Below are 24,075 nucleotides of genomic sequence, written 5' to 3'. Positions count from 1 at the left end.
GTGTCTACTAATGACATGGCTTGAATCTAACTTTCGGAGAAAATAATGAAATTTAAACGCAGTAAACAACAAGGCTTTACACTTCTAGAAGTGATGGTTGTTGTGGTTATCCTAGGTATTTTGGCAAGTGTGGTTGTTCCTAACTTACTAGGCAACAAAGAAAAAGCAGACCAACAAAAAGCGATTACTGACATCGTGGCGTTGGAGAATGCGTTGGACATGTACAAGCTGGATAACAGCGTTTACCCAACAACGGACCAAGGTCTAGATGCGTTGGTGAACAAGCCTTCTAACCCAGAGCCACGCAACTACCGCGATGGTGGTTACATCAAGCGTCTACCATCTGATCCATGGGGTAACGAGTACCAATACCTGAGCCCTGGTGACAATGGCACGATTGATATCTTTACTCTAGGCGCGGATGGCCAAGAGGGCGGTGAAGGTCCTGCGTCGGATATCGGCAACTGGAACATGCAAGATTTCCAATAAGCTCTAGCTTAAACCAGCACTAATGAAGAAAATGCAAAAACATCTCGGTTTTACATTGATAGAAATTCTATTGGTGCTGGTTTTGTTATCTCTTACCGCCGTTGCGGTGATCGCTACCTTGCCTACCAGTCAGAAAGACCTTTCCAAACAATATGCGCAAAGCTTTTTCCAGCGCTTACAACTGCTTAATGAAGAAGCGGTACTAAGTGGTAAAGACTTTGGCTTGCGTGTTGATGACGTTAAATCCACCTACACTTTGTTGAGCCTGACCCAAGACGGTTGGCAACCAATTGAGTTAAAGCAAATCCCAAGCGAAACAAAGCTTGAAGGGGATATCTCAGTGCAATTGGAATTAGGCGGTGGCGCCTGGGGTGACGATGACCGATTGTTCGAGCCCGGCTCGCTGTTTGATGAAGACATGTTTGCCGAGGAAGAGGACAAGAAAAAGAAGAAAGTGAAACCACCTCAAGTGTTCATTTTCTCAAGTGCTGAGATTACGCCATTCACCTTATCTTTCTTTCCTGAAGAAGGGGATGCATTCAATGATGGCTGGCGAATCATTGGTAAAGAAACAGGTGAAATCAAATTGTTAGCACCTGGGGAAGAAGCGGAAGACGATGACAATTCAATATTCTAAGCCAAGCCGTATTGGTTCATCGCACCGCAATGCTCGAGGTATGACGCTACTTGAGGTGCTAGTCGCACTGGCGATTTTTGCTACTGCTGCGATCAGTGTGATTCGCTCAGTGAGCCAGCACATCAATACCGTCAGTTATTTAGAAGAAAAAATGTTTGCAGCCATGGTTGTGGATAACCAAATGGCCAATGTGATGCTCTCGACGGAAAAACTCAAAGCCAAAAAAGGCACTGAAGAGTTGGCGGGGCGTACTTGGTATTGGAAGGTCACTCCTGTTGCCACCGCGCAGCCATTGCTGAAAGCATTTGATGTCAGCGTCGCAACTGAGAAAGAAGCGAGCCCTGTTGTCACGGTGAGAAGTTATGTTGCTGAGTAATAAGCGATATAAGGCGCCAACAATGAAATCAAATCGAGGTTTTACCTTGATTGAGGTACTGGTTTCGATTGCGATTTTTGCCAGCATGAGCGTGGCCGCTTACCAAGTCGTATCGCAAGTGCAGCGCAGTAATGTTCTGTCGCAAGAACGCACCCAACGCTTGAATGAACTGCAGCGTGCGATGGTGATGATGGATAATGACTTCCGTCAGATGGCTATGCGCCAGGTGCGCACCAATGGTGAAGAGCCATCAAAGCAGTTGCTGTTTTGGTCCGAATACCTGCTGGATTCGGATGCGAAAGGTGTGCTGTTTGCGCGTTTGGGTTGGCACAACCCACAACAGCAATTTCCACGTGGTGAAGTCACGAAAGTGGGCTACCGCATTAAAGATGAAGTGCTGCAACGTGTGTGGTGGCGCTACCCAGATACGCCAACAGGGCAAGAAGGCATTGTGATGCCATTGCTTACCAATGTTGAAGAATTCGATATGCGCTTCTTTGATGGAAAATCGTGGAAGAAAACGTGGGAAAACGGCAGTGAGTTACCCAAAGCTGTGTCTGTGATATTGAAGCTGAAAGACTACGGAGAGATCTCTCGTACTTACCTGACACCAAATGGAAAACTAGTATCAAGTAGTCAAGATAACTCTGGTGGTGGCAATTCATCTGGAGGCAGTAATGGCTAGTCGTCAACGTGGGGTTGCGCTCCTTATCGTGCTGATGTTACTTGCCATCATGACCACGGTAGCCGCAAGCATGTCAGAGCGATTGTTTCTGCAGTTTCAGCGTGGTTCGAATCAAATTAATTATCAACAAGCTTACTGGTATAGCTTGGGGGTAGAAGCGTTGGCTGAGATTGGTATCGAACAGAGCTATGAAGACGACGATAACATCAACTTAAGTCAGCCTTGGGCGATAAAAGAGCAGGTCTACCCGTTGGATTATGGTCAAGCCGCTGGCCGCATCATCGATAAACAAGCCTGCTTCAATTTGAACGTGTTAGCGAGTGTACAACCCTCCGGGGATTCGACAAATCGTCCATACTTAGTACAAGTCTTCCAGCGATTGATGGAAGAGAAAGACGTTGAACCTTATCAAGCTGAAGTGATTGCAGACTCGACTTGGGAATATGTCGATAGTGACAGCACGGTGCGCTCTACGGCTGGTGTTGAAGACAGCACTTATGAAGCAATGAAACCGCAATACCTGCCACCGAATGGTTGGATGGCCGATGCCAGTGAACTGCGAGCGGTTTACCAAGTCAGTGGCGATATCTACCAGAAGATAGCCCCAATGGTTTGTGCGCTTCCTAGCGATGATTGGCGTTTGAACGTAAACACAATTGACGTTGAACAAGCTCCTATCTTAGTTGCGATGTTTACGCCGGGCCTTAGCAGCAGCGATGCAGTGCAGTTGATAGAAAAGCGTCCTTTTGATGGTTGGGACAGCGTAGATGAATTTTTGTCTGAGTCAGAATTAGCTGGCTTAAGCGATGACGTAAAGAAAAATGCCAAAGGTTACTTAGGAGTCGACAGCGCTTTCTTTGAGCTGGATGTTCAAGTACTGGTGGATGAATCCCGAGTACGCCTCCGTAGCCTTTTACAAAGTACAGATAGAGAAACGGTGACTGTCGTTCGCCGTCGTTTTGGAGGAATCAGTGAGCGAGTTTCTGACCGTTCGGCTGAGTAGCGAACAACAAAGTACCATTCCATGGTTGGTATGGTCGACACAACAGCATGAAGTGATTGCCAGTGGTGAGCTTGCCGGATGGGAACATCTGGACGAACTGGCTGCTTACGCCGATCAGCGACAAATTGTGGCGCTACTGGCGAGTAATGATGTTGTGTTAACAAAAGTGGATATTCCGCCAGGTGCTGCGCGTCAGTTTGACAGCATGCTGCCTTATTTGGTGGAAGATGAAGTCGCGCAAGACGTGGACAACCTGCATTTCACAGTATTAGACAAGCAAGCGGAAGCAGCACAAGTGTGTGCTGTCGAGCGTGCTTGGATTCAAACCATTTTGCAGCGTTTCTCCAGCCAAGGCCTTGTTATTAAGCGCATGCTGCCTGATGTTCTTGCGATGCCTGTTGACGAAGAAAGCAGTTCTGCCGTCCAATTGGGTGAGCAATGGCTGATTCGTCATTCTCAAACTCAAGGTGCGGTTGTCGATGCGTCTTGGCTTGACCTGTACTTATCCTCTTACTTACAAAGTCATGAAGGCTGGAAGCTCGATTGCTACAGTTCTGTGCCTGAGTCTGCAGTGTCAGATATCTGGGTCGCCAAGCCAGAAGAAATGGCGATGGCTCTTCTGGCGAAAGGAGCGACAGAAAGTAAGGTCAACCTACTGACTGGTTCTTTCAAGCCAAAATCCTCTTGGGGTAAGTACGTTAAGGTTTGGCAAAAGGCCGCGATTGCTGCGGGTGTATTACTTGTCGTGTTGGTTGGTCAGCAGTTGTTGATGGTGCATAAGTACGAAGCACAGGCCCAAGCGTATCGTGAAGAGAGTGAGCGCATCTTCCGCCAAGTTTTCCCGAATAAAAAACGCATTCCTACCGTTAGTTACTTGAAGCGTCAGATGACCGATGAAGAGCGTCGTCTGTCTGGTGGTTCGAGTGATGTGGCGATGCTATCTTGGATTGCTGCACTGCCTTCGACATTAGGTCAGGTTAATGATCTTCAGATCACTAGCTTCAAATATGATGGTCAACGTGGCGAAGTTCGTATTCAAGCGAGCAGCTCTGACTTCCAGCCATTCGAGCAAGCTCGTGTGAAATTGGCAGAGAAGTTTAACGTTGAACAAGGTCAGCTGAACCGCAACGGCAATGTTGTGATGGGCAGCTTCGTGTTGAAGCGTCAGTGAGGTGATGATGAAAAACTTAATCGCACAAGCTCAAACTTGGTGGAGTAGCATCTCACAGCGTGAACAACGTTTGGTGATGGGCTGTGGCGCAATTGCTGTGCTAGGTATCATTTATTGGGGCATCTTGCAGCCAATGAATCAACGTGCAGAGCTAGCGCAGTCTCGAATTCAAAGTGAAAAGCAGCTATTAACGTGGGTGCAAAACAAAGCCGATGATATTACCGCACTACGTAAAAGCGGTGGTGTCAGCTTCTCTAATCAACCATTGAACCAAGTAGTCTCCTCATCGGCTCGCCGTTACAAAGTTGAGCTCATTCGCGTCCAGCCGCGTAATGACAGTGTCCAAGTGTGGATCAAACCATTGGCGTTTAACCAGATGGTGGATTGGTTGCGTTATCTAAAAGAACAACAAGGGATTGAGGTGGAATTCCTAGACATCGACCGTACCGACCAAGCCGGTATGATCGACGTAAACCGCCTGCAATTTAAGCGAGGTTAAGGTGAAGAAAGCCGTTCTTTATGTGGTGATTTTTATTGCCTTTTTCTCGACCAGTTTGATCGCTGGCTTGCCAATCTCTTGGGTATTGCAACAAGTGCCGACGGTAAGAGGTTTGGATATTCAAGGTGCGCAAGGCACGGTTTGGCAAGGTAGTGCATCCAATGTGCGTTGGCAGCGTCAAAACTTAGGTGAAGTGAACTGGGACTTCCAACTTTCTGGCCTATTTACTGGTAAAGCAGAATTCGCGGTACGTTTTGGTCGTGGGAGCGATATGGACGTGCGTGGACGTGGCTTGGTTGGCTACAGTCTTACCAGCGGTCCATACGCAGAAAACTTAGTGGCGTCGATTCCAGCGGCCAAAGTGGTGGAGCAAGCTCGCCTTCCTGTACCTGTTGGTGTGGATGGGCAGCTTGAGTTGAACATCCGTCATGCGACGTATGCGGCACCTTGGTGTAAGACGGCTGAAGGCACGCTAGTTTGGAGTGCAAGTGGTATTCAAAGCCCACTTGGCAGTCTTGAACTAGGCCCTGTCATTGCTGATTTAAACTGTAAAGACAGCGTGCTATCGGCATCGGGTGAGCAAAAGAGCAAGCAAGTATCGGCGGCGTTTTCTGCTGAGCTAATGCCAAATCAACGTTACTCTACCAAAGCGTGGTTTAAGCCAGGAGCAGAGTTCCCATCAGGCATGAGTGACCAGCTGAAATGGTTAGGTAATCCAAACGCTCAAGGGCAATACGAGTTTGATTACAAAGGGCGTTTCTAGCCAAACCTGTCATTCAGAACATTATCAAAGAGCTGCCAGTGTGCAGCTCTTTTTGCTTTTGGATCATAGTAGGCCAAACCCTCTATTCGCTGTACAAGAAATCCAGCTGATTATGGGGTTTGGAGTAAACTGTTGATTTTTAATTGAATAACTTAAGTGTGTACAGCTGAGGAAGTATTTAGATCATAGTAGGCCAAATACTTCTATCGCTGTACAAGAAGAAAAAAGAAAGGCCACGAACTCGATTCGTGGCCTTTTAAAATCTAGCAATGGGGCTGATTGGATTGGGGTTAATCTTTGCGCTGTAGAATCTCATCCCATGGCAAATCCGCGTCACCCAGTACGATGAAGTTCGGGTTCTCCAACGTCTCGCGCTCATTGTAAGACAGCGGTTCAAGTTGCGTACTAAGAATTCGTCCGCCCGCTTCTTCTACAATGCATTGTGTAGCAGCGGTATCCCACTCGCCAGTTGGACCTAGACGTAAGTAACAGTCCACTGCACCTTCAGCGACAAGGCATGCTTTAAGTGCGGCAGAGCCCAGTGGAATTAAATCATAGTTCCAAGCGCTACTCATGCGGCTCGTGATGCGGTTGATGTCTTGGCGACGACTGATTGCGATAGCGATGTTTTGCCCAGGTTGTTCATGTTTGTGTGTGTGGATTTTCACGCTCTCAGACATGTCTGGAATCTTCCACGCGCCCTTGCCGTTGTAAGCATAATAAGTCACGCCAGAAACCGGACCGTAAACCACACCCATGGTTGGCTTGTTGTTGTCGATAAGGGCGATAATGGTCGCGAAGTCACCGCTGCGCGCGATGAACTCTTGTGTACCATCAAGTGGGTCAACCAGCCAGTAGCGTTCCCATTGCGCACGTTGCTCTAAGCTGATGTCCGCGGCTTCTTCAGAAAGCACGGGGATATCTGGCGTAAGCTCGCTTAAACGCTCGGTGATCAGTTTGTGCGCTGCGATATCAGCACTGGTGACTGGGGTCTCGTCACTTTTGGTGTAAGCTTCGTACTGCTTTTTCTCGTAAATATCGAGAATCAATTGTCCCGCGCTGCGAGCAATTTCGATGACTTGCGGGAGCAGGTGAGATAAATCTTTTGTCATTGGCATAAGTAATGGTCCTTTCTCACAATTATGGTCCAGCTCTTCGGCTGCGATTAGTTTTGTTTGTGAGTGGTGTTTTGTAAGTGTTTCAGTGCCAACATCAACGCTGTGATGCTTCGTGCTTCACAAAAATCTAAGTGCGTTAATAGTTCTTCCGCTTGCGCTAATGGCCAGCGAACGATTTCTAATGGTTCTGGCTCGTCACCTTCTTGTTTCTCAGGGTATAGGCTCTGTCCTAAGAACAGCGTCATTTTGCTGGAGAAGTAAGAAGGTGCAAGGATCACCTGTTTTAATGGCGTTAGCTCATGAGAGCCAAAACCAATTTCTTCTTTTAACTCTCGATCGGCCGCTTGTAATGGTGTCTCTCCTGGGTCGATAAGACCTTTCGGAAAGCCCAGTTCGTAGCGTTCTGTGCCTGCCGCGTACTCGCGTACTAACAGTAAGTCACCTTGCTCAGTGACAGGCACAACCATCACGGCATCGCGACCACTTGGTTTCATGCGTTCATAAGTACGCAGCTCGCCATTAGAGAAGCGAAGGTCGAGGGCTTCCACAGCAAACAGCTTAGATTGTGCGACCGTCTGACAAGAGAGAATCTCTGGTGGGGTCCTTTTCGACATAACGCTGGCTCCTTAGTGTCGTTAACTCATCGAGGGAAATGAGATTTCTTAATATATGAGAAGAAAGCTCGAGTTTCTAGCGTGATGATTCAGCTTAACTCAATTGAAAACAAAAATGGGAGGCAAACGCCTCCCATTTCTCGTCGATATGCATTACTAGCAAGCCATGAACGACTTAGTAGTAAGAGTGATCACCACGATCGTGCTCAGTTGCATCGCGAACTGCTGTCAGTTCACCAACGAATTGATTAAGAAGCTCTTTTTCAATGCCTTCTTTTAGTGTCACATCGACCATTGAACAGCCGTTACAACCACCGCCAAATGCAACGATTGCGATGCCATCGTCCGTGATTTCAACTAGGTTTACGTGACCACCGTGACCTGCAAGTTGCGGGTTCACTTGAGTTTGGATCACGTACTCAACACGCTCTACAAGCGGTGCATCGTCAGACACTTTACGCATTTTTGCGTTTGGCGCTTTTAGCGTTAGCTGAGAGCCCATTTTGTCTGTCACAAAGTCGATTTCAGCGTCTTCTAGAAACGGTAGGCTTAGCTCGTCAATGAATGCCGAGAAACCGCTGTAAGGGATTTCTGTGTCAGTGCCTTCAACCGCTTCTGGTGGGCAGTAAGATACGCCACACTCTGCGTTTTGGGTTCCTGGGTTAACAACGAAAACTCGGATGTTAGTACCTTCAGGTTGTTGGCCTAAAAGGTTGGCGAAATGCGTTTGCGCAGTTTCTGTAATAGTAATATTTGACACGACGAATACCTGAGTAAATTTGTAGGCTATTGCTGCTATTCTACTCCTGTTACCGCCTCGGTCTAGTCTTTTTGATGCTAAGACATGGCGAAGCGATCTAGAGCGAACCGGGCGCAGGAGTTCTGCAGATGCAGTAAATATCGATGCTTTCTACGCCAACTTCAAGTAGTAAATGACATAATTGTCGGACCGTACTACCTGTTGTAACCACATCATCCACAATCGCGACGTGGGAAAAGTTCACCTCACCTTGTAGGGCAAATGCCCCTTGCAAATTTTGCTCGCGACTGGATTTTTTGTTTCCTCGTTGTGATTGGACGTTTTTGACGCGTTTAAATACCTTGTTTTCATAGCGCACATCTAAATGATGGGCGAGGTGTTTGGCCAAGATGTGGCTCTGGTTGAAACCTCGTTTTAAATAACGTTGCCAATGTATTGGTACACAAGTAACCACTGGCGCTGGGTGTTCAATTCGTTCGGCCAGCAATTGAGTGAGTGCGCCGACATGCCATGCCTCACCGTGATCTTTAAAACGCTGTACTTGTTGAGAGAGCGGGAAGTCATAATCCCCCAAGGTATACAAACGCCGCCATGGTGGTGGCTCTTTCAGGCATTCTCCACACTCTGTGACGGCTTGTGATTCCTCTTCTGTCATTTTTAAACCACAACGTACGCAGCGTTGGATTGGTGTGAGATGGTCAAAACAGCTATCACACCAACGCATTAGGTTGGGTGTTTGGCGGTGAGGCATGGGAAATCGGCATAATCCGCATTGGCTACTGAGTACGCGGTGCATGATGTTTTGCCATTGATGAGATAACATACAATCCATCCAAGGTGAGAGAGTCATTAGACTAAAGCTTGGATTACGTGGTAAGGAATAAGATAAGTGGGAGAGAACGAGAGCATGAGCACGAATTTACACTGGCAGTCATTTGGTCAAGGACCAGATTTGGTGTTGCTTCATGGTTGGGGTATGAATGGTGCGGTATGGCAGCAGACCGTCGAGTCTCTTCAACCTTATTTCCGAGTGCATGTGGTCGATCTTCCGGGGTACGGACACAGCGCAGAATCCCACGCCGAAGACTTAGCAAAAATCGCTGACCTTGTTCTGCAAGACGCACCAGAGAAAGCAGTCTGGCTTGGCTGGTCATTAGGTGGCTTGGTGGCAACCCACATTGCACTTAATGCTCCGCAGCGTGTAAGTAAGTTAATCACGGTAGCCAGTTCACCAAAGTTTGCTGCTGAGCGTCCTTGGCGTGGCATTCAACCTAACGTGTTAACCGCATTCACCGATCAATTACTGGAAGATTTCTCTGTCACTATTGAGCGCTTTATGGCGCTACAAGCGATGGGCAGTCCGTCTGCGCGCAAAGACGTTAAGCAACTCAAGCAAGCTGTATTATCGCGTCCGCAGCCGAATCCTGATTCATTGTTGGTTGGCTTGAATATTCTTGCCGATGTGGACTTGCGCGATGCGCTGGCTTCCCTTTCTATGCCGATGCTGCGTCTTTATGGTCGACTTGATGGCTTAGTGCCAATCAAAGTGGCAAGTGACTTGAGTGAGCAGTTGCCGAGCACTCAGCAGTTTGTTTTCAATCAATCTTCCCATGCGCCGTTCATGACCGAACATGAAGCGTTTTGTCTCCAAGTGCGAGAATTTGCCGCTTAACGGTTAGGCCTACACATCGAAACGAATAAAACTCCTAAAGCTGCTTAAAAATTGGTCGATATAAGTTTTAGCGAACTCTTCTTGCGGGAGGAGTTTGCTGTATTGACGAGTTGGGCGACTCTGAGGAGGGTTCGCAATGATTGTGTCACCGGCTAACGTAAGCGTGCCACTGATCGCCCCATCCGTTAATGTGCAGACGGAACAAGCTGCTCGTGACAATAAAGTCCGAGAACCTGTGACGCCAACAGTCGCACTGGCGAAAACCAATGCGGAGCGCAAAGTAAAAAGTGATGAGAAGCGGCGACGCCAATCCTCGTGGGACCCATCGGAGCATCCAGACTACGAAGTGGAACCCGAGGTGGATACCCGTTATCACGAAGAACCGGAAGACACGCTAGAACGTCTGTTCGGTTTGCTTGCGCTCAAGAGTTACAGCGAAGATCAGGGTAAGGGCTACGCGATACGCTTTCGATTACCTAAGCGCATTTTGGATGCTGCGGTCAAAGAGGGATTGATGGAAAAGCGCAGGAAGGTGATTAAGTTTCATTATGGTCACTCGGTCGCGCCCCATACACCGTCAGAAGTGATAGCAGTATTATGACGACTCAATATCCTACTCAAATAAAAACGCTCCAAGCAGAACAACTGATTGGAGCGTTTTCTTTTTAGCTATCAAAGCTCATTAGTGGTGAAGCCTAGACGAGATTACTTTTTCGCTTTAGCAAACGCTGCTGCAAAAGCACCGCCCATTGCGCTGTTAGATGACGAGTCATCACGGCGAGGCTGACGACGTTGCGGTTGGTCATTACGACGCGGCGCTGCTGATGAGCGTTGGCTACGGTTGTCTTGGCCCGGTTCGTCGTTCATACGCATCGACAAACCAATGCGCTTACGCTGCACGTCCACTTCCATCACTTTCACTTTTACGATGTCGCCCGCTTTCACCACTTCACGTGGATCAGACACAAAGCGGTCTGTCAGTGCGGATATGTGCACGAGACCATCTTGGTGAACGCCGATATCAACGAAAGCACCGAAGTTGGCTACGTTCGATACCACGCCTTCTAGAATCATGCCCGGCTCCAAGTCAGAAACCGAGTTTACGCCTTCTGCGAACGTTGCTGTTTTGAATTCTGGACGCGGGTCACGACCCGGCTTATCTAGCTCTTTGATGATGTCTGTAATGGTTGGAACACCAAAGTTATCGTCGGTGTAATCGACCGCATGCAGACCTTTTAGGAAGCTTGAATCCCCAATCAGTGCTTTGATGTCTTTGTTGTTCTTCTCAGAAATTGCTTTTACCACTGGGTACGCTTCTGGGTGAACCGCAGACGCATCAAGAGGGTTCTTACCATCCATAATACGTAGGAAACCTGCACACTGCTCGAACGCCTTAGGGCCTAAACGAGGTACTTTCTTCAAGGTTGTACGTGCTTCGAAACGACCATTTTCATCACGGAAGTCGACAATGTTCTGCGCAATGGTGCTCGACAAGCCCGCTACGCGCGTCAGTAGCGCCGCAGAAGCAGTGTTCACGTCTACACCTACTGCGTTTACACAGTCTTCCACAATCGCATCTAGGCGTTTTGCCAGCATTGATTGGCTAACATCGTGCTGGTATTGGCCCACACCGATCGACTTAGGATCAATTTTCACTAGCTCAGCCAGTGGGTCTTGTAGACGACGGGCAATAGACACCGCACCACGCAGAGACACGTCCATATTTGGGAATTCTTTTGCTGCAAGCTCGGATGCTGAGTACACCGATGCACCCGCTTCACTTACGATGATTTTCTGAACTTTCAGGTTGCCACGTTTGATGACGTCTGCGACAAAGCTGTCGGTTTCACGTGAAGCCGTGCCGTTGCCGATAGCAATCAAATCGACGTTGTATTTGCGCACCAACTGATCAACGATTTGCGCTGATTTGTCGTATTGTTTTTGTGGTGGATGAGGGTAGATGGTTTCGGTTGCAAGCACTTTACCAGTCGGGTCAACAATTGCGATTTTTGAACCGGTACGCAGACCCGGATCGAGACCAAGTGTTGCACGAGGACCTGCTGGTGCTGCCATCAACAAGTCTTTTAAGTTAGTGGCAAATACTTCAATCGCTTCGATTTCTGCGCGCTCTTTCATTGCGCCCATTAGCTCGGTTTCCATGTGCATCGATACTTTGATGCGCCATGCCCAGCTGATCACTTGCTTACGCCACGTATCCGCGGGTGCGCTGCTAAGTGTCACGCCGTAGTGGTCAGCGATAATCGTTTCGCAGTAAGACTGACGCGCGCCTTCTTCCTGTTCTGGATCGGCATTCATTGCCAATGTCAGGAAGCCTTCGTTACGACCACGTAGCATCGCCAGTGCGCGGTGCGATGGTACTTTGCTTAATGGCTCGTTGTGGTTGAAGTAATCTTTAAACTTCTCACCTTCTTGCTCTTTGCCTTCAACGACGCGAGCACCCATTTCCGCATTACGGTTTAGATGACCACGGATTTTCTCTAGCAGGTTTGCGTCTTCCGCGATGCGCTCCATGATGATCGCGCGAGCGCCATCCAGTGCGGCTTTGGTGTCTGCTACGCCTTTGTCTGCATCAAGGTATTTGCTTGCTTCGCTTTCTGGTTCAGTTTGCGGATGATTCCAAAGCTGGTCTGCCAGTGGCTCAAGGCCGGCTTCAATCGCGATCTGACCTTTGGTGCGACGCTTTGGTTTGTAAGGTAGGTACAAGTCTTCAAGGCGAGTCTTGCTGTCTGCCTGAGTGATTTCTTGTTCTAGTTCTGGGGTAAGTTTGCCTTGTTCTTGGATCGACTTCAGGATGGTTTGACGGCGGTCATCCAGCTCACGAAGGTAAGACAGACGGCTGTCTAGAGTACGGAGTTGGGTATCATCAAGTCCGCCCGTCACCTCTTTACGGTAACGTGCAATAAATGGGACCGTGTTACCGTCATCAATAAGGGTTACAGCAGCGTTGACTTGCTCAGGGCGAACATTCAGCTCTTGAGCAATCATGCGACAGATAGCTTGGCTCATCCGTGTATTCTCTTTAATTCTGTTTGGGTATTGGTTGTGTATAGAACATTGGGGTCATTCATGGAATTTGCAATGTTTTAAACTAGTAACTCAAAAATTTACCGAGCGCTGGTGGACATCAGTCAGATTTGTGTCAAAACTGTAATTAAATTGAGAACTTATACGTTTGGTTGTCGACTAACCCTATACCTTAGCTCATACGGAAAACAATGATGAAGAAACTGTCTTTGGCTCTGGCGCTCTCTGGTGCCTTATTGGCGACGCCGCTTGCTTGGTCGCAAACACTTTCCGCGACCACTCAAGATCCGATTTACCAACTTGATGATAAAGTCGTATTGGGACGAGTAGAGAGTGTTTACTACAATGATATTCCTGAGCTAAGCGATGTGCCATTTATCGGTAAGATTGATACTGGTGCCGATACCACATCAATGCACGCTGAAAACATCCACGTTAGCAGCAGTAATCCCGAATACAAAAGTCTCAAAGACGACAAATTGATGTGGGCGATTATCGATGACCTTGGCGGGACGAAAGCCAAGTGGAATTCAGACAGCTTCAAACCCTACGAAGTGACCGTGAGCTTTACGATTCATCATCCTTACACAGGTAAAGAAATTAAGATCACTGATGATCTTGAACGCATCAGTGCGATCCGCAGCCGTACCAGTGAAAAACCAATTTTACGTCCGACAGTGAAAATGCCGATGACCATCGCAGGGCATACTGTGGATACCGTGGTCAACCTGACCAAACGTACTCAATTCTCAGCACCTATCTTGATTGGTAAAACTTACCTCGACAACAACGCGTGGGTGTTTGCTGGTTACGATTACCTGCAAGAGCAACAAAAGGCGCAGATGATCGGTAAAAAAGAAACGGTTAATGTTGAAGGCGTGCCATACAAGGTAAGCATTTCGACCACCAGTCGTTACACCAACGTGCATGCGCTGAACATCAAGGTCGATAAGAAGAAAAAACAAGTCTCTTTCACTTTAGAGGGTGAGAACGGTAAGCGTCATCCAATGACACTGCCACTCGTCCGTATGCTGAAAACCAGCAAGAGTGAGCGTCCTTTGGTGTACCTACCAGTGCAAGTGAGTGAAACCGAGACGCAACAATGGCTGGTCTATCTGCGTGATCGCAGCGGTTTTAGTTCGCAAATCCGTTTGGGCAAAGACGTGGCGAGTCAGCACTTCGTGATTGATACCGATAAAGAGAACTTGCTTGGAGGTGTTGAAAAGTCATTTAAGAGCGCGCTGAAATCTAAGCCTCTGGTTATCTCGCCAGAAGAGTCAGTCAACATTGATGGCCACGTACTGCCAGCGTATCCAACTTTCGCGGTGAAAACGCCGTTGTTGCGTGTGGATGGCTTTGAATTGACGGAAAAAGACAAGAAAGAAGTAGTGACCTTCTACCTGCCAAGCGCGAACGGCAAGGAAGAGAAAATCACTAAACGCGTATTGAAGAAGCTCAAAGTGGGTGATTCGGTTCGCCCAGTAGTGGAAGGTGACTTCCTATTTGGTGATGAAGAGAAGAGCATCGAATTTGCCATTGATGTTTTAGAGAAAGGCGACCAAGAGCAGCCGTTCTTTGTATTCGGCCACAACATGGCGAAAGGCGGTGTGCTGTTGAATACACGCGCTGATCACTTATTGGATGCGCGTCCGCTGTTTAAAGCCGGTCATATTGAAGTGGCGGAAGTGGAAGGCATGTCTTTCCCGGTGAAATTGGATACGGGCGCGGATGTGAGCTCAATTAATGCCAAGAACATCAAACAGTTCAAGAAAGATGGCAAAGACATGGTGAGCTTCACCTACGAGAACGACAGCGGCATGAAGAAGGAATTTACCAAACCCGTTGTCGACGTGATGCGCATTAAAGCTAAGAAAGGTGAGAAAGCCAACGTCCGTCCGGTGGTGGAAATGCACGTTAAGCTTGGCGAATTAGAGAAGAAGATTCGAGTTAACTTGCAAGACCGTAGCCGCTTCCATTACAGCATGATTCTGGGTAAGAACTTCTTGAAGCACGGTGCGATCGTTGCCAGCGATACCAACTACATTGTGACCGAGAAGCCTGACTACGAAGAGTAACCTTCAAGGTTGATATTCAAAACGCAAAAGCCGCACTAAAGAGTGCGGCTTTCTTTTATCCGGTCGCAGAATCAATGTTCTTCGGCTTGGTAACGAATGCTGTTGATAAACCATTCTTTGTAGCCTTCCGGCGTTCTCACTGCGAATTCATCATCGACTTCTTTTTTTAATAGCGCACGCGCCATTGGGGAGTCAATCGAGATATAGCCTTTTGCATCACCATAGATTTCATCGGGACCAACGATGCGGAAATTCTTCACATCGCCCGCTGCATTCTCAATTTCCACCCAAGCACCAAAGAACACTTTGCCTTCTTGCTGAGGTGAGTAATCCACCACTTTGACTTGCTCTAGGCGCTTGCGTAAGTATCTGACACGGCGGTCAATTTCACGCAGACGTTTTTTGTTGTATTGATAATCAGCGTTTTCACTTCGGTCGCCTAAGCTTGCTGCCCAAGTGACTTTTTTGGTGACTTCTGGGCGTTCTTCTCGCCATAAAAAGTCGAGTTCGGTTTTTAGGCGATTGTAGCCTTCACGGGTAATTAAATTGGTTTTCATTAGAGGTAAATCAGCCGTTATTGGATTCTGTTGATCATATTAGCCTTGATTTTGTCTGACTGTAAATTGTTGTGATGAGAAGAAAAACGGCGTGAAACATCGAAATAATTCATCAAAACCGTGGCTAAGATAAAAAGAGTAACAATTTGCACAAGCACGTTTGAAAAAACAGTGATACATTTTTGACTATAGATGCCTCTGAAAGGATGTTTCAATGCAGGAAAATCATAAAATATTAGTGGTTGATGACGATGCTCGTTTGCGTGCTCTGTTGGAGCGTTACCTTTCTGAGCAAGGTTTTCAAGTGAGAAGTGTCGCTAACGGCGAGCAGATGGACCGTCTTCTGACCCGTGAAAACTTCCACCTTATGGTGTTGGATTTAATGTTGCCGGGCGAAGATGGCTTATCGATTTGTCGTCGTCTACGTCATGCTAACAACATGCTACCTATTCTGATGCTGACAGCGAAAGGCGATGAAGTCGATCGTATCGTTGGTCTTGAAGTAGGTGCAGACGATTACTTACCAAAGCCGTTCAACCCGCGTGAACTGCTGGCTCGTATTAAAGCAGTACTTCGCCGCCAAACGGTTGAACTACCAGGTGCGCCAAGCACGGAAGAGAAAGTGGTTGAATTCGGTGACTTCCGTCTGAACCTAGGTACGCGTGAAATGTTCCGTGGTGACGAAGCGATGCCACTGACTTCGGGTGAATTCGCGGTGCTGAAAGCGCTTGTAACTAACGCTCGTGAGCCAATGTCGCGTGATAAGCTGATGAACATGGCTCGTGGTCGTGAATATTCAGCGATGGAACGTTCTATCGACGTTCAAATCTCACGTCTACGCCGCATGCTAGAAGACGATCCAAGCAAACCACGCTACATCCAAACGGTATGGGGCTTAGGTTACGTGTTTGTCCCAGACGGTAAAGAAGCGTAATACCTTCTCAGGTCTGCCGATAATACTCGGCTGCTCATATTCCACCCTCAAGCCTCCTTCCTGTTTGAGGGCTGGAAACTCGCAATTAATGTTGTTCACTAGGAACAGTCCATTAGGGATCCTCCATGCGAATCCGAAGTTCATTTACACAATCCATTCTATTGTTCATCTCTTTGCTTCTCGCTAGCCAAGTCTTTTCTTACTACGCCGTTTTTAACTACGCGTTGATGCCAAGTTTGCAGCAGTTCAACAAAATTCTCGCTCACGAATTGAATCTGGTACTCGATGAAGATGGTCTACTCAAGGCTGACGCGCCGCTGCGCCACCAACTGCTGGAAAACTTGGGCGTGACAGTACACAGCGTTGATAGCGAGATGATGAACGAGTTTAATCATGCGATGTCGATTGATTTGATGTCGGAAGAGATGACGCAAGAGCTCGGCTCTCCAACGGAAGTACGTTTGCTGCTTGGCAGTGAAAGCTACATTCTGTGGATGCGTATCGATCAGTTGCCGAACTCCATCATCCGTATTCCGCTCTCTGAGCTGCAAGAAGAAGATTTTGCTCCACTGTTCCGTAACAGCTTGATCATGGCGCTTCTGATCATTGCTGGTGGCTGGTTGTTTATACGTTTGCAAAACCGACCTTTGATTGCGTTAGAAAAAGCCGCGAAAGGAGTAGGTCGAGGTGAAATTCCTCCGCCGTTGCCGGAGAAAGGTGCTTCAGAAATTCGCTCTGTAACTCGCGCATTCAACCAGATGTCGAAAGGTATTCAAGAACTGGAAGAAGATCGTGCGCTATTGATGGCGGGCATCAGTCACGACTTACGCACGCCACTGACGCGTATTCGTCTTGCGACAGAAATGATGTCACCTGAAGACAGTTACCTAGCCGAAGGCATCATCAGTGATACCGAAGAGTGTAACGAGATTATTAGCCAGTTTATGGACTACCTCAAACCAGTAAATAAAGAGTCGTTTGAGCAGGTGGACATCAATACCATTACCAGCGATGTGGCAACGTCGGAAGGGGGTTATGAAGTTGAAATCGAAACTGACCTCAACCCAACGATGCCAACCGCGAAAGGCAGTCCAATCGCGATCAAACGCGCGGTGAGTAACCTTGTGGTCAATGCTCTGCGATACGGCAATGGCTGGGTGAAAATCAGTACAGGTGTCACCGCCGACAAACAGTTGGTGTGGGTTTGCGTTGAAGATAATGGTCCGGGCATTGAGCAATCACAAATCGCACGCTTGTTTGAACCTTTCACTCGTGGTGATACTGCTCGTGGCAGTGAAGGGACAGGCTTGGGCTTAGCCATTGTGAAGCGTATCGTCAGCCAACATTCTGGTTCGGTTGTGGTGCGTAACCGCAGTGAAGGCGGGTTAAGCGCACAAATCAGTTTCCCAACCAGGTAAAGCGTTCTTCGCTCAATCGATTCCAATAAAAAGCCCAACCAAAGTTTGGTTGGGCTTTTCGATCATCCTAGTGCAAGGTTAGGATTCTTTTACCTCTTGAGCAACCAGCTCGTCTTCCTCTTCCAGTTTCTCTGGAAGCAGTAGGTTTAATACGATAGCGGTGATGCCGCCTGCTGCCACGCCGGTTGAGAAAATGCTCTTAATAAACTCAGGCATGAATTGCAGAATTTCTGGTTTTTGTGCAATGCCCAAACCCATCGAGAACGATAACGCCATAATTAGGATTGCGCGGCGATCGAGGTCGACACGCGAGATGATGCGTACGCCCGCAGCGGCAATGGTACCGAACATCACGATAGTCGCGCCGCCCAGAACTGGCTCAGGAATCAGCTGAACAAAGCTTGCCACGCCTGGGAACAGACCCAGAATCACCAACATGCCTGAGATGAAGTAACCCACGTAACGGCTTGCTACGCCAGTGAGCATGATGATGCCGTTGTTTTGGCTGAAGGTAGAGTTTGGGAAGCTGTTGAATACCGCAGCAATCGCTGAGTTTAGACCATCAGCTAATACGCCGCCTTTGATGCGCTTCATGTAAACCGGACCTTTCACTGGCTCACCGGAAACTTCAGACGTTGCGGTGATGTCACCTATTGCTTCTAGTGCCGTGATGAAGAAAATCAGAACCAGTGGAATAAACAGCGACCAGTCGAAGCTTAAGCCGTATTGCATTGGGATTGGCAGCGCGATGAGGTCAGTTTCGCCCAGTGTTGAGGTGTCGACCATGCCCATGAAGTACGCCATGACGTAGCCAACCAGCATTGCAATTACAATTGATGCAACACGTAGGTATGGGTTCTTTGAACGGTTAAGGATTACGATCAAGCCAAGTACTGTACCAGCGAGAGCTAACTTGTCTAGGCTACCGAAAGAGCCATCGCTCATTGCCGCGTAGCCACCGCCCATTGATACCAAACCCACTTGGATAAGCGTCAGGCCGATAAGCGTCACGACAATGCCAGACACCAATGGCGTAATGATGCGGCGTGCGTGTTCTAGGACGCGAGATAGCAGGATTTCAGCAAAAGACGCCACCAAGATAGTACCGAAAATCGCTGCCATCATAGTGCTGAGATCAGCGCCGCCAGCTTTAAGAGAAAGACCTGCACCAATGATTGGACCAAGGAAATTAAAGCTGGTGCCTTGTACTGAAAGCAAGCCAGAGCCGATAGGACCAAAGGTGCGAATTTGAATAAAAGAAGACACGCCAGATGCAAACAACGACATGCTGATGATGGTGTTGGTTTGGTCAGCAGGCACACCCAAAGACTGACAAATGATCAGAGAAGGAGTGATAACGGCTACGAACATCGCCAATAAGTGCTGAAGTGCAGCAAAAATGGTCTGAGGTAGTGGTGGACGATCGTTTAACTGATAGACCAGTTCCGAAGTTCGGTTTGAAGTTGTCATGTTTGTCTCGCTAGTCGCAATAATTCTTGCCCCAGAGCTCGCTGAATGGGAGTGCTGGGTGGAGTTGACGTTATGACCTGTGATTGCTGTTAATCAGTGTCAACTCAGGTTGGTTTGATGTGACAAGGCGCACACCATAAATTTTGAGCGCGATTATAGAGGGATTTATTCAAAAAGCAAACGTTTGCTTTGGGCTGGAAAGAAAAGGCGATAACGGAATGGTTATCGCCTTTAAGGTTTTACTTTGGGAGATTAGTTTTTCAGGTGCTTATCGAAGAACTCACCAATTTGAGTAAGGTACTTGGCTTGGTGCTCATCATTATAAAACCCGTGCCCTTCATCGCCGATCACCATTGTTTTGTGCGGATAATTGATCGCTTTGAGCGCTTCCACTAAGGCGTCAAATTGTTCAATTGGTGCTCGCTCATCTTTGGCTCCGTGGACCAACATAATGTCTGCTTTTAGCTTGTCGACATGATGAACGGGTGACATAGATTGAAGCTCTTTCTTATCACGACCGATCACTTCTTCTAGATAGTTAACGCCTGACTTGCGGTCTTTTACGTCGCCTTCAGTGTAAAGCATTTCAAGGTCATAGACGCCAAAGCTGCCTACTGCACACTGGAACAGATCCGGTTCGACGATAGCACTTTGAAGCGCACTGTAGCCACCAAAGCTACCGCCAGAAATACAGATACGATCGGCATCGGCAATACCTTGCTTGATGATATGGCGAGTGGCATCAATGATGTCGTACTGAATATTGGTACCCCATTTACGGTATCCAAGTTCTTCAAAATTATCTCCAAAGCCACCACTACCACGGAAGTTGATTTGCAGAACAGCATAGCCCTTTTGAGCTAAGAACTGGTTCTCTGGATTGAATTCCCACCAGTCACGCGGTCCGTGAGGTCCACCGTGCGGGTTCACAATCAAAGGTAGGTCCTTTTCCGCTTTACCCGGTGGAAGTGTTAGCAAGGCATTGATTTCCTGCCCGTCTCTTGCTGTGAAAGCAAATGGACGAACTTCTGCCATTTTTTTCGGGTCGTGCCATTTCTGTGCAGAGAAGAGGTATCGACCTTCGACAGGATCGGTGTTGAATAGGTAATAATCGCCGGGATTACGGTCATTAAATGCCAGAGCAATGAATTTATCGCCATTTTCTGTTTGGCTAAGAATACGGACTTGATGACCTTCAAATGTCGCCAGTAGTTGCTTCAACTGCTTGCTCAGCGGGTGCTTGTCGTCCACGAAGGCATAGGTTGGATAGTCTTTTTCATATTCAATGGCGTACAGTTGCTTGGATTGCTGATCAAGCCAAAAGTTATGTGGTGAAACCTTTTCGCCAGCAACCACTTCTTTGTATTTTCCTGTTTTTAAATCAACATGGTAAATCGCTTGGGGTGAGCCGTCTTTACTTGCAGCGGCATAAATCGAATGATTGTTTTCGGCGAAGGAAATGGGAGTTAGTTCTTCTAAATTGAGTTTGTCTAATGTCGCGATGGATTGCCACTTGTTGCCATTGCGATAGAAAGACTTCAGTTTGAGATCATCACCAGAGCCCGTTACAAAGCCTACTTGGTTATCATGGTTAACTAGGAAATAGCTGTTTCTGATAGGGGCCGACATCTGCTTGGTCGCACGACCATTGTAGACATTGACTTTGTAGACGTCTTTTTCCTCTTCCATGTCAAATGAGCGGTTGTATGGAATCGCTGCAATCAGCATGTGCTTTTCGTCATTTGGCATTGGGTCTAACATGATGCCGAAGGCGCGAGTGGCTTTGCCTCGTTTAGAAACGCTGCTGCCACTTTGTGGTGGTTGAGGACCGAACAGGTAGGCGGTTTTAGAGCCGTCGACATTCGCGGCAACAAACTCACCGGTGGGTGAGGGTTGAGTAAACCAGCCCGTGAAGGTTTCTTTTGAAGCGACAACGCGCTCATTGTTGACCCAGTAATAATCGGCGACTTGCTCGTTGTCTGGGAATCGAAGCATGTTGGTTGGCTTCATTGTTTGTGCGTCGAGAATGACCAGCGCGTCTTTACCGTCCACTTTGGATTCGACCCCAAGGTATTTGCCATCAGGGGAGAGTTTTGGGTTAAAAAAGCTCGATCCTTTAGCGAACAATTTCGCCATATCTGAGGTGTCAGCAAATGCTGAACCACTACTTAGAATACAGGCTGAAGCCAACAGCCTAAGGCAGGTACTCTTCATTTCTACTCCTTGAAACGCATTTATTATCAGAGTGGAGGTTAGCAGTAGTGCTTAACTAACCCAGCCGATAGCACAACGCATCTGTGTGTTGTGTTAATAAAACGTTATTGATTTTACATATTTAAAATCAATAGAATAGAGATTTAGATGTGATTTAGTTATCGAATTGGTGAAAGAAACGTCTTACTACTAAGGCGCAGCCCGTTTACGCCTTAGAATAAATGTCACGCTCACCTAACCAACGATCAATAATTGCGGTCGCATTCGTCGGGTAGTTGTCATGAATGTAGCGCGCAATGCGTTGAACTTCTGGAATTAAGCGCTGATCTCGCACTAAGTCGGCAATTTTAAAGTCTGCCAAGCCCGTTTGTTTGGTACCAAGAAGTTCACCCGGTCCACGAATCTCTAAGTCTTTCTGTGCAATCACAAAGCCGTCATTGCTTTCACGTAATACGCCTAAACGTTTTTGGGCGGTTTTTGATAGTGGCGAGTGATACAGCAACACACAATGGCTAGCCACTGAACCTCGACCAACACGACCTCTAAGCTGGTGCAACTGAGCCAAACCCAAACGCTCTGGGTTCTCGATGATCATCAAGCTGGAATTGGGTACGTCTACGCCTACTTCAATCACTGTCGTTGCGACCAGTAAATGCAGCTTGTTGTCTTTGAAATCCTGCATCACCGCTTGCTTCTCAGCGGGCTTCATTCGTCCGTGCACGAGACCAATTTTTACGTCAGGCAGTTTACGTTGCAGCTCTTCTGCAGTGTCGGCAGCAGCTTGAGCCTCCAAGACTTCGGACTCATCAATCAAGGTACATACCCAATACGCTTGTTTGCCTTCGTTTAAGCAGGCATTGCGCACTCGTTCGACGATATCATCGCGTTTGGTGTCTGGAATCGCGACGGTCTGGATTGGTGTTCGACCTGGCGGTAACTCATCAATCACCGACGTTTCTAAGTCAGCATAAGCTGTCATGGCTAATGTTCGCGGAATTGGCGTTGCTGTCATGATGAGCTGGTGCGGATAAGCGCCTTGTTTCGCGCCTTTCTCGCGTAGCTCTAAGCGCTGGTGGACACCAAAGCGGTGTTGTTCATCAATAATGACCAAAGCAAGATGATGGAACTCAACATGTTCTTGGAAGAGGGCGTGAGTGCCCACTACCATTTGTGCTTCACCACTGGCAATTCGGGCTAGTTCGGCTTCTTTGGCTTTACCTTTCAATTTGCCCGCCAGCCAACCGACCTGAATGCCCATTCTCTCGAACCAATTAGCGAAGTTAATCGCGTGCTGTTCGGCGAGCAGCTCGGTCGGTGCCATTAAAGCGACTTGATAGCCGTGTTCAATGGCTCTGACGGCAGCAAGCGCAGCAACTAGAGTTTTCCCCGAGCCTACGTCGCCTTGAACAAGGCGCATCATTGGGTGCGTTTTTTCTAAGTCAGCTTCAATTTCTTTAACGACTCGTGCTTGAGCATTGGTCGGCGAGAAGGGCAATTGAGCCAGTAGTTGCTTTTTCAGCGAGCCACACGACGCCAAAGGCAATGCAACGTCCTGTTGTCCTTTGCTGCGCACTGCCAACATAGAGAGGTTCTGCGCCAGTAATTCTTCCATGATCAAACGAATTTGAGCTGGGTGTTTACCTTCATCAAACTCATCCAAATTAATGGTTGGAGGCGGTCGATGAATCGTATGCAATGCTTGCGACATGGTGATCTGGTGATTGTACAAGCCAGAAGGCAGCAACTCTTGTACAGCGGCTTTATCGAGGAGTGATAAGGCTTGCTCCGTCAGGTTACGCAAAGTGATTTGGCGTAACCCATCGGTGGTTGGATAAACGGGGGTTAAGCTCTGTTCCACATCCGGCTTTTGCTCACTTACATAAAACTTGTAGTCAGGGTGAACAATTTCTAAGCCCATACCGCCTCGCTTAATTTCACCGTAAGCGTGTACTAACTTACCATTCGAGAAATTGTTCTTCATCGCGGCAGTAAAGTTAAAAAAGCGTAGAGTAATGGTGCCATTGCCGTCACTGATTTTTACCGTCAGCATTTTGCGTTTGCCGAAAGTAGTATCGACAGCCATGACTTTGCCTTGTACCGCCGCCCAGAGCCCGGCATGCAGTTTGGCGATTGGGTAAATGCGAGTGCGATCTTCGTAACGAAGAGGAAGATGAAACAGCAGATCTTGAACGCTATGCAAGCCAACTTTGGCGAGTTTTTCTGCGACTTTAGCGCCAACTCCAGACAGTGAAGTTAAAGGAATAGCAGATAACATTTGGGCAGACATAGTGGGCTCAAGAAAATAGTTAACATAGCAGTATGTTAACCACTAAGCTGTGTTTTTGTACAGGATTAAGTTAGAGAAAGGGATATGGGAACGCTTACGCTCCGAGATTCGAGAACGCTCGCTTTGGGAATCGGGATGTGTGCACTGGGGTATTGACTGAAAGAAGCTTAAGTATAGAAATAGTTGACAGAACTTGTCCCCAGAAAGGCAAAATAGAGTCGAATCCCGAATCCCGAATCCCGAATCCCGAATCCCGAATCCCGAATCCCGAATCCCGAATCCCGAATC

Annotated in this window: 22 protein-coding genes; 13 read left to right on the top strand and 9 right to left on the bottom strand. The window is 47.8% G+C overall.

From position 1 onward, the window contains the following. The first annotated feature begins 45 nt into the window (after nucleotides 1-45). From gspG to KIO97_RS03410, 8 genes are read left to right on the top strand one after another with little or no spacing between them, the layout of a single operon-like run. Entirely contained in the window at nucleotides 46-489 is a 444-nt protein-coding gene (gspG, locus tag KIO97_RS03445; RefSeq protein WP_005430189.1) for a type II secretion system major pseudopilin GspG, read from the top strand. A gap of 31 nt (nucleotides 490-520) precedes the next feature. Continuing rightward, the gene (locus tag KIO97_RS03440; protein WP_285380993.1) at nucleotides 521-1,126 is read left to right on the top strand and encodes a prepilin-type N-terminal cleavage/methylation domain-containing protein; all 606 of its coding nucleotides are present in this window, start codon (nucleotides 521-523) and stop codon (nucleotides 1,124-1,126) included. Then, the gene (gene gspI, locus KIO97_RS03435) at nucleotides 1,107-1,502 is read left to right on the top strand and encodes a type II secretion system minor pseudopilin GspI (protein ID WP_005430093.1); all 396 of its coding nucleotides are present in this window, start codon (nucleotides 1,107-1,109) and stop codon (nucleotides 1,500-1,502) included. Before KIO97_RS03440 ends, gspI begins: the two co-directional genes overlap by 20 nt. Nucleotides 1,503-1,524: 22 nt before the next feature. Beyond that, a complete protein-coding gene (gene gspJ, locus KIO97_RS03430; protein ID WP_285380991.1) occupies nucleotides 1,525-2,187 on the top strand; it encodes a type II secretion system minor pseudopilin GspJ in 663 nt (220 codons plus the stop codon). After that, a complete protein-coding gene (gene gspK, locus KIO97_RS03425) occupies nucleotides 2,180-3,190 on the top strand; it encodes a type II secretion system minor pseudopilin GspK (RefSeq protein WP_038890215.1) in 1,011 nt (336 codons plus the stop codon). Before gspJ ends, gspK begins: the two co-directional genes overlap by 8 nt. Beyond that, nucleotides 3,159-4,361, top strand: a complete 1,203-nt coding sequence (gspL, locus tag KIO97_RS03420; RefSeq protein WP_285380990.1) for a type II secretion system protein GspL — start codon at nucleotides 3,159-3,161, stop codon at nucleotides 4,359-4,361. The genes gspK and gspL overlap by 32 nt, the downstream gene beginning before the upstream one ends. 7 nt (nucleotides 4,362-4,368) lie before the next feature. Continuing rightward, entirely contained in the window at nucleotides 4,369-4,860 is a 492-nt protein-coding gene (locus tag KIO97_RS03415; RefSeq protein ID WP_005430160.1) for a type II secretion system protein M, read from the top strand. A gap of 1 nt (nucleotide 4,861) precedes the next feature. Next, nucleotides 4,862-5,623: a type II secretion system protein N gene (locus KIO97_RS03410; RefSeq protein ID WP_010650510.1), complete on the top strand. Its 762-nt coding sequence runs from the start codon at nucleotides 4,862-4,864 to the stop codon at nucleotides 5,621-5,623. A 290-nt stretch (nucleotides 5,624-5,913) separates the two neighbouring features. Here KIO97_RS03410 and cysQ read toward each other — a convergent pair whose 3' ends face one another. The 4 genes from cysQ to KIO97_RS03390 form a co-directional block, all read right to left on the bottom strand. Continuing rightward, entirely contained in the window at nucleotides 5,914-6,741 is an 828-nt protein-coding gene (cysQ, locus tag KIO97_RS03405; RefSeq protein ID WP_005430183.1) for a 3'(2'),5'-bisphosphate nucleotidase CysQ, read from the bottom strand. A 47-nt stretch (nucleotides 6,742-6,788) separates the two neighbouring features. Next, nucleotides 6,789-7,355: an ADP compounds hydrolase NudE gene (gene nudE, locus KIO97_RS03400; RefSeq protein WP_005430103.1), complete on the bottom strand. Its 567-nt coding sequence runs from the start codon at nucleotides 7,353-7,355 to the stop codon at nucleotides 6,789-6,791. Between the two features lie 175 nt (nucleotides 7,356-7,530). Then, nucleotides 7,531-8,115, bottom strand: a complete 585-nt coding sequence (gene nfuA, locus KIO97_RS03395; protein ID WP_005430072.1) for a Fe-S biogenesis protein NfuA — start codon at nucleotides 8,113-8,115, stop codon at nucleotides 7,531-7,533. Between the two features lie 97 nt (nucleotides 8,116-8,212). Continuing rightward, the gene (locus tag KIO97_RS03390; RefSeq protein WP_050904727.1) at nucleotides 8,213-8,938 is read right to left on the bottom strand and encodes a ComF family protein; all 726 of its coding nucleotides are present in this window, start codon (nucleotides 8,936-8,938) and stop codon (nucleotides 8,213-8,215) included. Nucleotides 8,939-9,022: 84 nt separating this feature from the next. Between KIO97_RS03390 and bioH the strand changes: the two genes are divergently transcribed. Further along, on the top strand, nucleotides 9,023-9,787 hold the full coding sequence (gene bioH / locus KIO97_RS03385) for a pimeloyl-ACP methyl ester esterase BioH (protein ID WP_039985659.1): 765 nt from the start codon (nucleotides 9,023-9,025) through the stop codon (nucleotides 9,785-9,787). Between the two features lie 136 nt (nucleotides 9,788-9,923). Further along, nucleotides 9,924-10,388, top strand: coding sequence for a hypothetical protein (locus KIO97_RS03380; protein ID WP_005430182.1), 465 nt, complete (start codon nucleotides 9,924-9,926; stop codon nucleotides 10,386-10,388). 104 nt (nucleotides 10,389-10,492) lie between these two features. On the opposite strand, the gene KIO97_RS03375 is transcribed toward KIO97_RS03380, so the two are convergent. After that, nucleotides 10,493-12,814 (bottom strand): Tex family protein, encoded by a 2,322-nt coding sequence (locus KIO97_RS03375; protein WP_017189965.1) that lies wholly within the window; start codon nucleotides 12,812-12,814, stop codon nucleotides 10,493-10,495. 209 nt (nucleotides 12,815-13,023) lie between these two features. Here KIO97_RS03375 and KIO97_RS03370 point away from each other — a divergent pair, with 209 nt between their 5' ends. After that, nucleotides 13,024-14,907: a RimK/LysX family protein gene (locus tag KIO97_RS03370; RefSeq protein WP_285380987.1), complete on the top strand. Its 1,884-nt coding sequence runs from the start codon at nucleotides 13,024-13,026 to the stop codon at nucleotides 14,905-14,907. Between the two features lie 71 nt (nucleotides 14,908-14,978). Here the strand turns inward: KIO97_RS03370 and greB are convergent, their stop codons facing one another. After that, nucleotides 14,979-15,464: a transcription elongation factor GreB gene (greB, locus tag KIO97_RS03365; protein ID WP_285380985.1), complete on the bottom strand. Its 486-nt coding sequence runs from the start codon at nucleotides 15,462-15,464 to the stop codon at nucleotides 14,979-14,981. Nucleotides 15,465-15,678: 214 nt separating this feature from the next. On the opposite strand from greB, the gene ompR reads away from it, so the two are divergent. Both ompR and envZ read left to right on the top strand, forming a co-directional pair. Beyond that, the gene (gene ompR / locus KIO97_RS03360) at nucleotides 15,679-16,398 is read left to right on the top strand and encodes a two-component system response regulator OmpR (protein ID WP_005430151.1); all 720 of its coding nucleotides are present in this window, start codon (nucleotides 15,679-15,681) and stop codon (nucleotides 16,396-16,398) included. Nucleotides 16,399-16,523: 125 nt separating this feature from the next. Further along, complete coding sequence (gene envZ / locus KIO97_RS03355; RefSeq protein WP_285380983.1) at nucleotides 16,524-17,816, top strand: two-component system sensor histidine kinase EnvZ; 1,293 nt, start codon at nucleotides 16,524-16,526, stop codon at nucleotides 17,814-17,816. A gap of 78 nt (nucleotides 17,817-17,894) precedes the next feature. On the opposite strand, the gene KIO97_RS03350 is transcribed toward envZ, so the two are convergent. The 3 genes from KIO97_RS03350 to recG all read right to left on the bottom strand — a co-directional run bounded on the left by KIO97_RS03350 (nucleotide 17,895) and on the right by recG (nucleotide 23,787). Then, nucleotides 17,895-19,286: a uracil-xanthine permease family protein gene (locus KIO97_RS03350; RefSeq protein WP_039985618.1), complete on the bottom strand. Its 1,392-nt coding sequence runs from the start codon at nucleotides 19,284-19,286 to the stop codon at nucleotides 17,895-17,897. Between the two features lie 252 nt (nucleotides 19,287-19,538). Further along, a complete protein-coding gene (locus KIO97_RS03345; protein ID WP_009698968.1) occupies nucleotides 19,539-21,500 on the bottom strand; it encodes a S9 family peptidase in 1,962 nt (653 codons plus the stop codon). 205 nt (nucleotides 21,501-21,705) lie between these two features. Then, nucleotides 21,706-23,787, bottom strand: a complete 2,082-nt coding sequence (gene recG / locus KIO97_RS03340; RefSeq protein ID WP_285380978.1) for an ATP-dependent DNA helicase RecG — start codon at nucleotides 23,785-23,787, stop codon at nucleotides 21,706-21,708. Nucleotides 23,788-24,075: the final 288 nt, after the last annotated feature.

Source organism: Vibrio sp. B181a, assembly GCF_030248375.1.
Classification (GTDB): Bacteria; Pseudomonadota; Gammaproteobacteria; order Enterobacterales; family Vibrionaceae; genus Vibrio; species Vibrio campbellii.
The sequence above is the reverse complement of the archived record's forward strand: the minus strand, read 5'-3'. Positions and strand labels throughout refer to the sequence as shown.